The following is a 14,412-nucleotide window of genomic DNA, read 5'->3' on the forward strand; positions in this document are numbered from 1 at the left end:
TCTGGGCATGGTGTGATTTCCGATTGTGACCCGGTACTACACGCGCCGCCACGTCCTGCAGGGGGTCGCCCTCGGCGCTGGGCTCGCCTCCGCCGGACTCGTCGCGTTTCCCCCACGCACTTCCGCCGCACTCGCCCGTGACGGGGCCGCGCTCCGCGGCCCCGTCGACGGCACCACACTCGTCCGGACGTACCGATTAGGCCCCCCGGGCGCGGGCGGCTACCGGCGCGTCACGACCGGACCCGCTGAGCCGCACGTTCTGCGCCGCGAGCTCGGCGGCGTCGCGTCCCCCCGCCGCGCCGCCACCCGCAAGGGCGTCCTCGCCTTCGGCCATCTCACCGACGTGCACGTCGTCGACGCCCAGTCCCCGGCGCGCGTCGAGTTCCTCGACCGCTTCCACGACGCCCAGGACGTCCTGCCCGTGCGGAGCGCCTACCGCCCCCAGGAGATCCTGTCGACGCAGATCGCCGACGCGATGGTCCGCGCGGTGAACGCCGTCGGACGGGGCCCGGCGACCGGACTGCCGCTCGCGTTCACGATCAACACCGGGGACGCCGCCGACAACGTCCAGTACAACGAGGTCCGCTGGATCATCGACCTGCTCGACGGCGGCCGTGTCCGGCCCGACTCCGGCGACCCGGACCGCTACGAGGGCGTCATGGACTGGACGTCCTACGACCGCGCGTTCTGGCACCCCGAGGGCCCACCGCCCGACGCCGACCCCGACCTGCCGATCTCCCGGTTCGGCTTCCCCCGCGTGCCGGGCCTGCTCGACGCCGCGCGCAGACCGTTCCAGGCGACCGGTCTCGACTCCCCGTGGCTCGCCGCGTTCGGCAACCACGACGGCCTCGCCCAGGGCAACCTGCCCGTCACCCCGTTCCTCTCGGGCCTCGCCACCGGACCGATCAAGATCGGCGCCCCGGCGGACGACGACCAGGCCGTCCGCCTGGCCCGCGTGCTGAAACGGGGCGACCCGCTCGAACTGCTCCGCCTCGGCCGCGAACAGGGCGGCCTGTTCCGCCCGGTGACGCCCGACCGGAACCGCCGGCTGCTGACGCGCCGCGAGGTCGTCGCCGAACACTTCACGACGACGGCGTCCCCGCGCGGCCACGGCTTCACCACCGCCAACCTTCGCGACGGGACGGCCTACTACGCCTTCGACCATGGTGTCGTCCGCGGCCTCGTCCTCGACACCGTCAACCCCAACGGCTTCGCGGAGGGCTCCCTCGACGGGAAGCAGTTCGCGTGGCTGGAAGCCGAGCTGAAGGCCGGCAGCCGCCGCTACTTCGCCGCCGACGGCTCGGTCGTCGAGCACAGGGCATCCGACCGGCTGTTCGTCCTGTTCAGCCATCACCCGATCGGGTCCCTGGACAACCCGCTCGGCGGCGACCGCGTCCTCGGCGACGAGGTCCGGGCCCTGCTCCTCCGCTTCCCCAACGTCGTCCTTTGGGTGAACGGCCACACGCACCGCAACCAGGTCATCCCGCACGCCCGCGAGGGCGCCGGGGGATTCTGGGAGGTGAACACGGCCGCGCACATCGACTTCCCGCAGCAGAGCCGCATCGTCGAACTCGCCGACAACCGTGACGGCACCCTGTCGATCTTCACGACGATCCTGGACTCCGCCGGCCCCGCCTCCCACGCCGACCGCCTCACCGACACCGTCCGGCTCGCGTCCCTGGCCCGCGAACTGGCGGCCAACGACTGGCAGGAACGCGACGAGAACCGCCGCGGCGACCCCACCGACCGCAACGTCGAACTCCTCGTCCCGACCCCGTTCTAGAACGCACCACCCATAACCGGACCCCCCACACCCGCCCGGGGACGCGGAGGTTGGGGGCGCGGAGGGTGGACGTGAACGGGCCGGGACGTGGAAGGGCCGCCGCGTTCTTGTCGCGGCGGCCCCGGGGTTCTGTGGTCAGTTGCGGTCGGTGGGGCCGTTCTCGCGGCGGGTGAAACGGTCGAACAGGCCGCCCGCCGCGCCCGCCGCCGCGTCCGCCATGTCGCGGACCTTGCCGACGAACGGGTCGGCCGTCCGTTCCCACGACTCGCGGTAGGAGCGGGCCGCGTTCTTGACCTCGTCGGTGACGGACGCGCTGCCGTCGTCGTCGCGGCGCGGGTAGTCCCCGGCGAGGATCCGGTCGTACTCGCCGCTGCGCGCCCACCGGTCGATCTCCGCGAACCGGATCACCGCGTACGGGTGCGACTGGCCGAGCAGGTTCAGGAACTTCAGCAGGCCGTCCCGGACGTCGCCGGCCGCGTCGTACTCGCGGGCCTGCTCCAGGAACGCCTCGCTGCTCATCTCGCCGAGCCGCGTCCCGCCCGCGAGCTTCATGTTCACCCGCTTCGCCGCGTCCAGGTCCTGCCCGACGAGCAGCCCCGCCCGGTCGGACGACAGCTCCGCCTTCCGGAACCACTCCCGCAGCCCGATGATGATCGCCGCGATGCCGATGTTGCCGAGCGGGAGCCAGGCGAGCCGCGACCCCATCTGCAACAGAATCTGCATCATCGTCTGGTAGACCGCGTGCCCGGACAGGATGTGCCCCACCTCGTGCCCGACGACGAACCGCAGCTCCTCGTCGTCCAGCAGGTCGATGAGACCGGTGTTCAGGACGATGAACGGGTGGTCGGAGCCGAGCGCCATCGCGTTGGGCGTCGGGTCCTGCCGGACGTACAGTTCCGGCACCTCCGGCAGGTCCAGGACATAGGAGGCGTCACGGACCATGTCGTAGATGTTGCGGAACTGGTCCTCGCCGACACGCACCGTCCCGCCGAGGAACATCAGCCGCAGGGACCGCTCGTTGACCAGCCCCGACAGCTTCCGCAGGACGACGTCGAACCCGGACAGCGAGCGCAGCGCCACCAGCGCCGACCGGTCCGCCGGGTGTTCGTAGGCCCGGGAACTGATCCCCGGGAACCGTGTGCGTGCTCGATCCGGTGTGTTCTCCGTCATGTCTGGCCTCCTTGATGGGCGCAAAGCCCCGCTTCCGGACGGGCGACGAGGTGCCGCGTGCCCCGGCGGCTACGGACGAGCGGACGTGAACGCATGCCCGACCCCCGATAGCATGTTCGATTATTGTGCTGGTCGTGATGCGGCGCGTCGGTCGAACGTCCAGGTCCCGCTTCTCCCCGACCCCGAAAAAGGCGGAGTACCCGAACCGCGCCTTCGGCTGCGTTCGTCCCGTCTACACCATGGCCCTTGAAATCTACAGCCGTTCCCATCGGGACGGGCGGTTGATGACCACCGCGGAATCGTCGTCCGCGCTTACCGATTGTCTCCGCGAGTGCGACCGAGTGAACGCGGCACGAAATGTGCTCGCCGTCGTGCCGACGAAGAGGGAAAACGCCTGCGGAACCGCTGTCAGATTTCACCGGAAGGCTTCTCCCGGAGGACGGTCGTGACGAGGCAGGAACCCTCCTTGACTGTGAAGAAAGCCAAGTCTGCCATGGTAGTTCCGACGAACCACCGGCCCACCGGGTTCCCTGCCACCGGCCCCCTCCGCGGCCCGGGCGCCCGGCCCCCCGGACGTTCCGGGCCCGACCTCGCTGGCTATTCTCGTCGTCATGACGCAAAAGCGGCGGCTGGGGATCATGGGCGGCACGTTCGACCCGATCCACCACGGGCACCTTGTGGCCGCGAGCGAGGTCGCGCACTTCTTCTCGCTCGACGAGGTCGTGTTCGTGCCCACCGGCCTGTCCGCCCACAAGGAGGACCGCAAGGTCGCCGCCGCCGAGGACCGCTACCTCATGGCCGTGATCGCCACCGCGTCCAACCCGCGCTTCTCCGTCAGCCGCGTCGACATCGACCGTCCGGGACCCACCTACACCGTCGACACCCTCCGTGACATGCGCCAGATTCAGGGCCCGGACACCGACCTGTTCTTCATCACCGGCGCCGACGCCCTGGAGAAGATGCTCACCTGGCACGACACCGAGGAGTTGTTCGAACTCGCGCACTTCGTCGGCGTCACCCGTCCCGGCCACCGGCTCGCCGACCCCGGCCTGCCCAACGGGCGGGTCTCCCTCATGGAGGTCCCCGCGCTGTCGATCTCGTCCACCGAGTGCCGGGATCGCGTCCACTCCGGCGAACCCATCTGGTACCTGGTGCCGGACGGCATCGTCCAGTACATCAACAAACGCGATCTCTACCGCGGGTAGCGCTGACGGGCACGCGGATCCGCCGTCCGGCCCCCGGCGCATACCCTGGAAGCGGAAGGACCGCAGGAACAATGCGGTCGAACACCGACATAGGGGTCTGTTGACCGTCACCCGTGAGAAGGTGTTACCGGAGATGACCCCTACAGGGAGGATCGCGAGCGCATCGTGACCGCATCCGAGAGGGCGGCACAGCTCGTCCAGATCGCCGCCGAGGCGGCGGGCGACAAGCTGGCCGACGACATTCTTGCCTACGACGTGAGCGAGCAACTCGCCATCACCGACGCGTTCGTGCTCTGCTCCGCGCCCAGCGACCGCCAGGTCCGCGCCATCGTCGACGAAGTCGAGAAACGCCTCCGCGAAGACGCCGGAGCCAAACCCGTCCGCCGGGAAGGCGAACGCGAAGGCCGCTGGGTCCTACTGGACTACGCGGACATCGTCGTGCACATCCAGCACGAAGAAGACCGCATGTTCTACACCCTTGAACGGCTCTGGAAAGACTGCCCCCTCATCGAACTGCCGGACCACGTCACCGCCCACCAGGATCAGCGCGCCCGCGCCGTCGGGAGCGCGAGTGAGTGACGCCCGCGCCACCCGCGAACCCGGCAAAAGGCGGCTCGTGCTCTGGCGCCACGGCCAGACAACCTGGAACGTCGAACACCGCTTCCAAGGCAAGACCGACGTCCCACTCGACGAGACAGGACACCGGCAGGCCCGCCGCGCCGCCGCCCTCCTCGCCGGACTCCGGCCCACCGCACTCCTCTCATCCCCGCTCCGCAGGGCCGCCGACACCGCCAAAGCGCTCGCCGACCTCACCGGACTCCCCATCCGCTACGACAAAGACCTCATCGAACGCGACGGCGGAGTCTGGGAAGGCCTCACCGGCCGCGAAATCCGCGAACGCTACCCCGCCGAACACGCCGCCTGGCAACCCCCAGGCGGCGAAACCAGCGCCCAGGTCGCCAAACGCGTCGGCACGGCACTCGAACGCGCCCTCGACGACCTGCCCCCCGACGGGCAACTCGTCGTCGCGTCCCACGGCGCCGCGCTCCGCCTCGGCATGTCCCACCTCCTCCGCCTCCCCGAGGAAACCTGGGAACGGCTCGGCGGCCTCTCCAACTGCTCCTGGTCCGTCCTCACCGAAATGCGCGACGGCGGCTGGCGCCTCTCCGAACACAACGCCGGCACCCTCCCCGAACCCGTCCTCAGCGACGACCGCCCCGACACCGGAACCTGACCACCAAACGATTCGAGACCTGCCCACCCGTCCGATACACTGACGACGCGCTGCGGGATGCACGTCCACGCAGCGGCGGGGCTATGGCGCAGTTGGTAGCGCGCCTCCATGGCATGGAGGAGGTCTGGGGTTCGAATCCCCATAGCTCCACGAACGAGTTGGGCACGCATGCCCGCGGAAAGCGCGGGCCATAACTCGTCCTTTCTATCAACCCGGGGGGCGACCCCCGGACCCCCGATGTGAGGGGCTCCGCCCCCCACGCCCCCCGGTGGGGGCTGCGCCCCCTACCCCCCTCTTTTGGGGGCTTTGCCCCCTTGCCCCCCTTGGGGGCTTCGCCCCCGGCGTTCTTGGGGGTCTGCTCTTGCGTTCTTTGAGGGCTTCGCTGCCCTTCTCCTTGGGGGCTGCGCCCCCTGTCCCCCTCTTTTGGGGGCTTTGCCCCCTTGCCCCCCTTGGGGGGCTTGGGATGTGCGTCCGTTCCGCCCGAAACTCGTGCTCACCGGGGACATCGGCGGTTCCGCACGCTCTCTGCGCCTTGCCATGAGATCCCCCGGGTTCTGCGTTTTATTGAGGGCTTCGTCTCCCCGGTTGGGGCTTCGTGGCCCCCGGCGTCTTGCGGGGCTTCGCTGTTGGGAGGTGTTCTTGCGGTCTCCTTGTGGGCTTTGCCGTCTCCCTTGGGGACTTCGTGTTCGCGGTTGCCGTGGGCTTCGCTGGGTCGCTCGACCTGTTGGGGCTCGTCTCGGGGGTTCGTTGCTGCATGCGCCTGGGGCTTTGACTTGTGGTGTCTGTCAGGGCTCGGTTCTTGGGTCTTGTGTGCCTTGGGCTGGTGCTCTGGGGGGTGGTGAGGTGGGTGGGGTTCGTGGGGGGCGGTTCGGCGAGGAGTTGGGGCCGTCGGACGCTTTGGGGTGGGCGGGACGGTCGGAGGAGTGGCCTCGGGGTGGTTTCATGCGTGTCATGGGAAGACACCGCAGGGGGGCGCGGCGCGAGGTCACCGTGGCCGACCTGATCGACGAGCTTCGCAGGTATGAGCCGGGGATGCGGGTGCGGTTGGCGATCCAGCCGCGGCTGCCGCAGGAGCATGCGGTCGGGCCGGTGGGAGAGGCCGACGGGGTCGTGTGGATCGGGGACGGCGGGCAGTACGGGTACGCGCCGGAAGAAGTCCGCGAAAGCCTCGGCTGGCTCTGACCGCAAAAGGTTCGCCATGACGGCGGCTACCTTTCGTCCGGCCGCGCTTCACCATGTCGATCATGCGGGAACAGCCACGGAGTGGCGATGCATGATCGAGATGAGGGTTGAACCCATGAGAAGCCGGATCTACGGAAGACGGCTGCTGACCGTCGCGATCGCCGCCGCGACCGTCACGACCATGGCGGTGCCCGCGTCCGCGCAGGACGCGCCGCCGCCCGCCCCGAAGACCTACACGGAGGACGACTGCGTTCATGCGCTGAACGTCCTCTCGCACTTCAAGCTGCTCCCGGCCCAGCCCGACGTCGGCCGGATCCTCTGCTCGATAAGTCGGCCGCTGCAGCAGGAGCAGTACACACAGGAGCAGTACACGCAGCAGCCCTACACGCAGCCGCAGCCCTACACCAAGGAGCTCAGCAGCCAGTACACCACCGACTCCGGCCAGGTCCGCGAGGACCTCAAGATTCTCAGCCTTCCCATCAAGTGGCCGCTGAACCTCAGCCTGTACGTGCCGACGGCCAACGACCGGTGGGTCATGTACTCACGGAATCGCTGACGCGAACACGGGTCGCGGAGGGGGTACCTCCGCGACCCGGGTCCGAACCGCCTCCGGTGTGCACTAAGCTTTACCCGACCGAGGGGCTATGGCGCAGTTGGTAGCGCGCCTCCATGGCATGGAGGAGGTCTGGGGTTCGAATCCCCATAGCTCCACCTCTCAGGCGATATAGCGGAGGACGGCGCCCACGTGGAGGTGGCCGTCCGAACCGTTCGACGGTAGGACGACGAGTTCCCCGTCCGTCGCGGTCGTGGCTCTGACCAGCGCGGCGTCCGCCCGGTCCCGTTGCGGGGTCGTCACCCCGAACTCATCGCGGAGCTGATCTGGGGTCGTTGCGATCTGGCCGGGCTCGGGGCCGATCCACAGGCGGTCCTCGGGATTCGTCTCCTCCTCCAAGAGCAGGGTTTCGACCTGGCCCTGGCGGACGGCCTCCGTCGTGGCCGCCAAGCCCGAGACGGCGCGCTGGCCGGTGGCGAGCTCGCGGTCGAACCGCTCGGCGACCGACAACACGCGTTCCGTGGTCTTGAGGCGGAGGATGCGTTGCAGCTCCGCTTCGATATCGGGGTCGTCCATGGTCGTGTTCTTGTCCGCCTCGACGGTGTGTTCCAGGACGTGCTCGGAGACCTCGTCCAGAACGGCGGTGCGGGCGCGCGTGTCACCGGCGATCAGGATCGCCTCCGCGCCGCAACGGTCGGCCGCCCGGTCGATCTCATGCGCGACCTTCTTGGCGTTGAGCTTCCACACCATCTCCGACGAACGCTGGAACCGGGACTGGTTCCAGTCGCCGGCCTTCGTCTTGCGGATCGGGTACTCCTCGTCCCCCTGGACGTCGATGTGCTGGTGCTTCCCCTCGGCGGTGACACAGTCGATCGCGCCCCCACGGCGGTCGACGACGGCCACGAGATGGGGGAACCGTTCGCCGCGCTCGGTCAGATACGGCAGGACGTCCGGGAGCGGGGCCAGGGACGCGCGGGATGTGCGGGGAGGGCCCGGCAACCGGTCGGCGTACACGACCTCACCGTCCGCCGCGAAGATCACCAGCCCCTCGGAGCGGCGGGTCGAAATCTCCTCGTCGATGGTCTGCTCGATCGCGCGGAGCATGTTCTTCGGGGCGTGCTGGGCCTCCAAATCCGCGCGCAGCGCCCGCCACCGCAGCTCGACGGCCTTGGACGCGTCCTCGGTGGTCCGGGTGAGATCGGCGTAAACCGATGCGAACGGCCCCGGACGTTGATACAGCGTCTTGAGGAATGACAGCTCCATGGCAGGGCCGTACCCGCCGTATCTGGGGCAAACGTCACGTCCGGCCCGTGCGGTCCGTACATCGGCGACAATGGCACCCGGAAAGGGGATTCGTGCGCATCGGCATTCTGGGCCCGCTCGACGTGCGGGACGAGGCCGCGCGACCCGTCCAGATCAGTGGTCGGCGGTTGCGCGCCCTCCTGGTCCGGCTCGCGGTCGAGGCGGGCCGACCGGTGTCGGCCGACCGGCTGCTGGACGACCTGTGGGACGGCGCGCCGCCCGCCGGAGGCGGCAACGCGCTCCAGGCGCTGGTCTCCCGGCTGCGCGGCGTCGCCGGACGTGACCTGGTCGAACACGGCCCCGCCGGGTACCGGCTCGGGATCGCCCCCACCGAGGTCGACGCCGTCGCGTTCGAACGCCGGGTCGTCGCGGCCCGCGGGGAACACGACCCGGCCCGCCGCGCCGAGGGGCTCCGCGCGGCGCTCGGGCTGTGGCGCGGCCCCGTACTCGCCGACATCCCCGACGCCGGGTACGCGGCGGGGACGGTCGCGCGGTTGGACGAGCTGCGGCTCGCCGCCATCGAAGATCGTGTCGACGCCGAGATCGCCGCCGGGCTGCCCGCCCCCACGGTCGCCGAACTCGAACCGCTCGCCGCCGCGAACCCGCTGCGCGAACGGCTTCGCGGCCACCTCATGCGCGCCCTCTACGCGGCGGGACGGCAGGCCGACGCCCTGGAGATCTTCGAGGAGACGCGCCGGGCCCTCGCCGACCGGCTCGGCGTCGACCCGTCCCCGGAACTGTCCGCCGTTCATCTGGAGATCCTGCGCGGCGGCACCGTGTCCGCCGCGCCGCCTCCCGGTCCGCCGCCGCCCGCCGCTCGGCCCGCGCGTACGAACCTGCCCGCCCAGCTCACCAGCTTCGTCGGACGCGAGGAGGAGTCACGCCGCGTCGGGAAACTGCTGCGCGAGACCAGACTCGTCACCCTCACCGGCCCCGGCGGCGCCGGTAAGACACGCCTCGCCGGGGAAAGTGCCGGCGCGCTCGTCGACGAGATGCCGGACGGCGTCTGGTTCGTCCCCCTCGCCCGCGTCAGCGACCCGAAAGACGTCGTCCAGGCCGTGCTCGTCGCGCTCGGCGTCCTCGAAACCGTCCGGCCCGGTGAACAACTCGTCGTCGCCCGGCCCCTCGAACGGCTCATCGACTACCTCGCCGCCAAACGGATGATCGTCGTCCTCGACAACTGCGAGCACGTCCTCGACGCCGCGGCGCGCCTCGCCGGGCACGTCCTCACGCAGGCCGAGGGCGTGCGGATCCTCGCCACCAGCCGGGAACCGCTCGGCATCACCGGCGAATCGCTGTGCCCGGTGCCGTCCCTCCCGCTCCCGGACGACGACGTCACCGACCCGGCGGACGCGCTCGGCTACGGCGCGGTCCGGCTGTTCGCCGACCGGGCCGCGGCCGTCCGCCCCGGCTTCACCGTCGACACCGACACCGTCGCCGACGTCACCGCGATCTGCCGCGCCCTCGACGGCATCCCCCTCGCCATCGAACTGGCCGCGGCCCGGCTCAGATCCCTCACGTCCGGGCAGATCGCGGCGCGCCTCGGCGACCGGTTCCGGCTCCTCACCGGCGGCAGCCGCACGGCCCTGCCGAGGCACCGGACGCTCCGCGCCGTCGTCGACTGGAGCTGGGACCTGCTCGACGACGCCGAACGCACCGTCCTGCGGCGCCTGTCGGTGTTCGCGGGAGGCGCCGCACCCGACGCCGCCGTCCATGTGTGCGGCCTGGAGGCACCGGACGCGCCCGACCCCCACGACGTCATCGACGTGATCGCCGCACTGATCGACAAGTCGCTGGTGATGGCGGAGGGCGACCCGCAGGTCCGCTACCGGCTGCTGGAGACCGTCCGCGTGTACGCGGCGGAACGGCTGGCGGAGGCGGGCGAGACCGAACGTGTCCGCTCCGCGCACGCCGCCTACCTGATCGACCTCGCCGAACGCGCCGAACCGGAACTGCGGCGCCACGACCAACTGCGGTGGGCGGAACTGCTGGTGGACGAACGCGACAACGTCACCGTCGCGTTCCGGCACGTCATCGAGACCGGCGACAAGGAGAGCGGCCTCCGGCTCGTCGGCGCACTGCTGTGGTTCTGGGCCCTGCGCGACATGGAGATCGAGGCCGGACCTTGGGCGATCGCCGTTCGCGACATGGTCGGCGACACCGCGCCCCCGGGCCTCGAGGAGCACCACGCGCTCTGCCGTCTCGCGGCGGGCCTGACCGCGGAGATGTCGAGAGGCGCCGGGCCGACCCCGCGATCCCTACAGGCGATCTTCGAGGACGTCGTCGGCCTGGTCCCCGCACCGCCGCGACATCCCATTCTCGCCCTGCTGGAACCGGCGTTCGCCCTGTTCAGCGGAGACATGGAGGAGGTCCGCCACCGGCTGCGCCGCGTCGAGGACCATCCCGACCCGTGGATCAGCGCCATCGCCCACGCCTTTCTCGCCCACATGGGCATCAACACCGGCCACATCGACGACGCGGCCGGAGAGGCCGCCGACGCGTACGCGCGTTTCCGGGACCTCGGCGACCGGTTCGGCATGATTCTCGCGCTGAGCGGGATGATGCAGGTGGCCACGGCCCGCGGCGAACTCGCCGAGGCCGTCCGGCTCGGCGAGGAGGCGCACGGCTACGCGACCCTCGGGGTCAGCCCCGAACAGGGCGCGGCGATTCTCACCCAGCTCGCCCGGGTTCGCGCCCAGCAGGGAGAACTGTCCCGTGCCTACGAGGACGTGGAACTCGCCCTGGCGCAACTGGAGCGGATCGGCGAACTCGCCGACGCCGCCGGAGCCTCCCTCCTGCTCTGCGAGTTCGCGTTGCGGGACGGCGACCGCGAGGCCGCCCGCCTGCACGCCGACCGCGCCCACAAGTGGATCGAGCCGCGTCGGCACCGCCCCGACTTCGCGCAGGCCGCCCGCCGCACCTTCAGCCGCCTCGGCTGCCTCGCCGAGGAGGACGGTGACCTCGACGGCGCCCGACGGTGGCACGTCCGGGCGTTCGACGACCTCGAGAACGACGTGCTGACGGGCAATCCGTCCCTGGCGTCGCTCGTCGAGGGCCTCGCCGCCTTCGCAGCCGCGCGCGGCTGCCACGCACGCGCCGCCGAACTGCTCGGCACCGCCCACAACCTGCGCGGATACCACGACATGACCGGCTACGACGCCCAGCGGACGTGCACGGCCGCCACCGCCGAACTCGGCGAGGACGCCTTCGCCACCGCCTACGACCACGGCCGCGCCGTCACCCGGGAGGACGTCTTCGCCGCCGGTGCCGACCTCGTCCGCCTGACCGTCTCGAAATCCGCCTGACCGCCGTTCCCCTGCCGGGACGCCGAGGCGCGCCGACCCCGCGTCGCGTGAGCGCGCCTCGCCTCCCGCATCCCGAACGTCACGCCCTCCGCTTGTACATCCACATCGCCGCCGGGAACGTGACCACCACGATCCCCGCGGCCCACGCGAGCGTGTACCAGACATGGTTCTCGACCGCTCCGCCGACCATCAGCGCACGCAGCGACTCCGCCAGATGCGTGACCGGATTGACCTTCGTCCACGCCTCCAACCATCCCGGCATCGTGGACGTGTCCGGGACGAGGACGCTGCTGCCGAACGTCAACGGCATCACCCAGATGATCGCGAGCCCCTGCACGGTGTCCGGCGAAGGTGCCACCAGACCCACCAGGACGGAGATCCAGCAGACCGACAGGTAGAACACGTACGCGAGAGCGAACCCGGCCAGCACCGACAACGGATCGGTATGGAACCGGAACCCCAGCAGCGAACCGAACCCGACCAGAACCGTCATCACGGTGATGAACCGGGCCGTGTCCCCGAGCACCGAACCGATCAGGGGAGCGGAACGGGCGATCGGCAGGCTGCGGAACCGGTCGAACACACCCTTGTGGATGTCCTCGTTCAACGCCGTCCCGAGCCCCATCGTGGCGAACATCGCCATCTGCGCGATCAACCCCGGCAGCAACTGCTGCAGGTACGACTGCGTGTCGCCCGCCACGGCCCCGCCGAACACGTACAGGAACAGCAGCAGGAACACGATCGGCATCAGGGTCGTGTCCAGGAGCTTCTCGGGAGAGTGCTTCAACTGGGCGATGTTCCGCCACGCCAACGTCAGCGCATGACGCAGCGTCCGGCGCGGACTGATGTGAGCGGGCGGCGCGGTGGCCGACCCCCGCGCCACGGTGATCGCGGTCATGCCACGCTCCCTTCCGAAACGAGTTCGGCCTCTTCGGCGGGATGACCCGTGAGTGTGAGGAAGACCTCGTCCAGGCTCGGCATCCGAAGCGCCAGCTCCGCGGCCACGATGGACACCTCGTCCAGCCGTCTGACCAACGCCGACAGCAGCTGCGGATCACGCACCGGCACGGTGACGAGACCGGTCGGCTCCTGCACCTCGGGTTGCTCCCCGGTCAGCTCGGCGACGATCGCGGTGAGCTGACTCGTGCGGTACGACTCGGACGCCCGCACCACAAGCGTCTGCCTGCCGATCCGCTTCTTCAGATCGTCGGACGTGCCCTCCGCGATCACCCGTCCGTGGTCGAACACCGTGATCCGGTCGGCGAGCGCGTCGGCCTCCTCCAGATACTGCGTGGTCAGCAGCACCGTCGCCCCCTCGGCGACGACCCCGCGGACCGTGTCCCACACCTCGTTGCGGGCCCGTGGGTCCAGCCCCGTCGTCGGCTCGTCCAGATAAATGATCTCCGGATGGTTGATCAGACTCGCGGCCAGATCGAGCCGCCGCCGCATCCCGCCCGAGTACGTCTTGACGGCCCGCGACCCGGCGTCGGTGAGCCGGAACCGGTCGAGCAACTGCCGCGCACGGGCCTTCGCCTCCCGCCGCCCGAAGTCCAACAACCGGGCGATCATCACGAGGTTCTCGGTCCCGGTCAGCTCCTCGTCGACCGACGCGTACTGCCCGGTCAGCCCGATGAGCGCGCGCACCTGAACGGCGTCCTTGACGACGTCGTAGCCGCAGACCTCCGCCCGTCCGTCGTCCGGTTTGAGCAGCGTCGCCAGCACCCGCACTGCGGTGGTCTTACCTGCGCCGTTCGGGCCCAACACCCCGAGAACCGTGCCCCGTCGCGCCGTGATGTCCACACCGTCCAGGGCCCGTGTGTCCCCGAACCGCTTATGCAGTCCTTCGGCGCGAATCACATCGTCCATCGATCCGCCTCCAACCTGTTTCCGTCTTTGACGCCACCACCGTCGCCGAGCCCGCTGACACGCCCCGGACACAGACGACCGATCGCTGACGTCGCACTGACATGGCGCTGACACCGCACGCCTGAACCGCATGTGACCAGGGCGTATCCGCAGAGCGAGGAGAGGGTGGACGCGTCGATTTGACGGGCCGTGCGGGGCTGCCTAATCTTTTCCCTGCCCCGAGGGGATGCGGGACGCCGAGAGGCGGACGGCCCCGGGGGAAGTCGCCAGAGAAAATCGGTTCGCAGCCTGCTGCGGCCCGAGGTACTCTGGACAGACAAGCCCAAACGGGATGCAGGACGCCGCACGGTGGCCGGCCCGCAGGGCGCCTCCTACGAAACGTTCCGGGCGGGTCTTCGTGGCCTGCTGGTCGTTGGTGTGGGAACTCGGTACGCCTCCGTCCGTCAAAAAGATCTTCGCGGATTGACTTGACAACGGCGACGAACCGGGTAAGTTAGAAGGGTTGCCCCGGAGCCGGGGCTCGCGGAAGCGGGTTCGGGCGCGGTGGGTGTCCGTTTCTTGAGAACTCAACAGCGTGTTAAAAGCCAGTGCCTTTATCGGCTCGACCGGTTTTCTGGTCGGGTCGCCCCGTGGCCGCCTGTTATGGGTGGTCGGGGATTTCTTTGAGGCAGTGCAACCCATCCGTTGGGTGGGTTGTTTTGCTGGGATTGTTTCCATGGTTTGGCTGCATCGGAGTTCGCCCTTTGGTGTGGTCGTTTGGCCTTAATGGAGAGTTTGATCCTGGCTCAGGACGAACGCTGGCGGCGTGCTTA

Annotated in this window: 12 protein-coding genes and 2 tRNA genes; 10 read left to right on the forward strand and 4 right to left on the reverse strand. The window is 69.8% G+C overall.

What is annotated here, in order from left to right; all coding sequences use genetic code 11:
• Nucleotides 1–25 precede the first annotated feature (25 nt).
• The gene (locus BZB76_RS13145) at nt 26–1,783 is read left to right on the forward strand and encodes a TIGR03767 family metallophosphoesterase (RefSeq protein WP_121434513.1); all 1,758 of its coding nucleotides are present in this window, start codon (nt 26–28) and stop codon (nt 1,781–1,783) included.
• Nucleotides 1,784–1,918: 135 nt separating this feature from the next.
• Here BZB76_RS13145 and BZB76_RS13150 read toward each other — a convergent pair whose 3' ends face one another.
• Nucleotides 1,919–2,953 carry a M48 family metallopeptidase gene (locus BZB76_RS13150; RefSeq protein ID WP_121434514.1) on the reverse strand — a complete coding sequence of 345 codons (1,035 nt, stop codon included), beginning with the start codon at nt 2,951–2,953 and terminating at the stop codon, nt 1,919–1,921.
• 137 nt (nt 2,954–3,090) lie between these two features.
• Here BZB76_RS13150 and BZB76_RS36665 point away from each other — a divergent pair, with 137 nt between their 5' ends.
• The 8 genes from BZB76_RS36665 to BZB76_RS13190 all read left to right on the forward strand — a co-directional run bounded on the left by BZB76_RS36665 (nt 3,091) and on the right by BZB76_RS13190 (nt 7,285).
• Nucleotides 3,091–3,402: a helix-turn-helix domain-containing protein gene (locus tag BZB76_RS36665; protein WP_121434686.1), complete on the forward strand. Its 312-nt coding sequence runs from the start codon at nt 3,091–3,093 to the stop codon at nt 3,400–3,402.
• Between the two features lie 162 nt (nt 3,403–3,564).
• Nucleotides 3,565–4,158 (forward strand): nicotinate-nucleotide adenylyltransferase, encoded by a 594-nt coding sequence (nadD, locus tag BZB76_RS13160; protein WP_121434515.1) that lies wholly within the window; start codon nt 3,565–3,567, stop codon nt 4,156–4,158.
• 165 nt (nt 4,159–4,323) lie between these two features.
• Nucleotides 4,324–4,737: a ribosome silencing factor gene (gene rsfS, locus BZB76_RS13165; protein WP_121434516.1), complete on the forward strand. Its 414-nt coding sequence runs from the start codon at nt 4,324–4,326 to the stop codon at nt 4,735–4,737.
• Nucleotides 4,730–5,392, forward strand: coding sequence for a histidine phosphatase family protein (locus tag BZB76_RS13170; protein ID WP_121434517.1), 663 nt, complete (start codon nt 4,730–4,732; stop codon nt 5,390–5,392). The genes rsfS and BZB76_RS13170 overlap by 8 nt, the downstream gene beginning before the upstream one ends.
• 77 nt (nt 5,393–5,469) lie before the next feature.
• Nucleotides 5,470–5,542: transfer RNA gene (locus BZB76_RS13175), tRNA-Ala, on the forward strand.
• 801 nt (nt 5,543–6,343) lie between these two features.
• Entirely contained in the window at nt 6,344–6,574 is a 231-nt protein-coding gene (locus tag BZB76_RS13180; protein WP_121434687.1) for a hypothetical protein, read from the forward strand.
• 115 nt (nt 6,575–6,689) lie between these two features.
• On the forward strand, nt 6,690–7,130 hold the full coding sequence (locus tag BZB76_RS13185; RefSeq protein ID WP_121434518.1) for a hypothetical protein: 441 nt from the start codon (nt 6,690–6,692) through the stop codon (nt 7,128–7,130).
• Between the two features lie 82 nt (nt 7,131–7,212).
• Nucleotides 7,213–7,285: transfer RNA gene (locus tag BZB76_RS13190), tRNA-Ala, on the forward strand.
• A 4-nt stretch (nt 7,286–7,289) separates the two neighbouring features.
• On the opposite strand, the gene BZB76_RS13195 is transcribed toward BZB76_RS13190, so the two are convergent.
• On the reverse strand, nt 7,290–8,390 hold the full coding sequence (locus BZB76_RS13195) for a baeRF2 domain-containing protein (RefSeq protein ID WP_121434519.1): 1,101 nt from the start codon (nt 8,388–8,390) through the stop codon (nt 7,290–7,292).
• 92 nt (nt 8,391–8,482) lie between these two features.
• Between BZB76_RS13195 and BZB76_RS13200 the strand changes: the two genes are divergently transcribed.
• The gene (locus BZB76_RS13200) at nt 8,483–11,734 is read left to right on the forward strand and encodes an ATP-binding protein (protein WP_170180613.1); all 3,252 of its coding nucleotides are present in this window, start codon (nt 8,483–8,485) and stop codon (nt 11,732–11,734) included.
• 79 nt (nt 11,735–11,813) lie between these two features.
• Here the strand turns inward: BZB76_RS13200 and BZB76_RS13205 are convergent, their stop codons facing one another.
• The gene (locus BZB76_RS13205; RefSeq protein ID WP_121434521.1) at nt 11,814–12,632 is read right to left on the reverse strand and encodes an ABC transporter permease; all 819 of its coding nucleotides are present in this window, start codon (nt 12,630–12,632) and stop codon (nt 11,814–11,816) included.
• The gene (locus tag BZB76_RS13210; RefSeq protein ID WP_121434522.1) at nt 12,629–13,600 is read right to left on the reverse strand and encodes an ATP-binding cassette domain-containing protein; all 972 of its coding nucleotides are present in this window, start codon (nt 13,598–13,600) and stop codon (nt 12,629–12,631) included. Before BZB76_RS13210 ends, BZB76_RS13205 begins: the two co-directional genes overlap by 4 nt.
• Nucleotides 13,601–14,412: the final 812 nt, after the last annotated feature.

It is taken from the genome of Actinomadura pelletieri DSM 43383, assembly GCF_003634705.1.
Taxonomy (GTDB): domain Bacteria; phylum Actinomycetota; class Actinomycetes; order Streptosporangiales; family Streptosporangiaceae; genus Spirillospora; species Spirillospora pelletieri.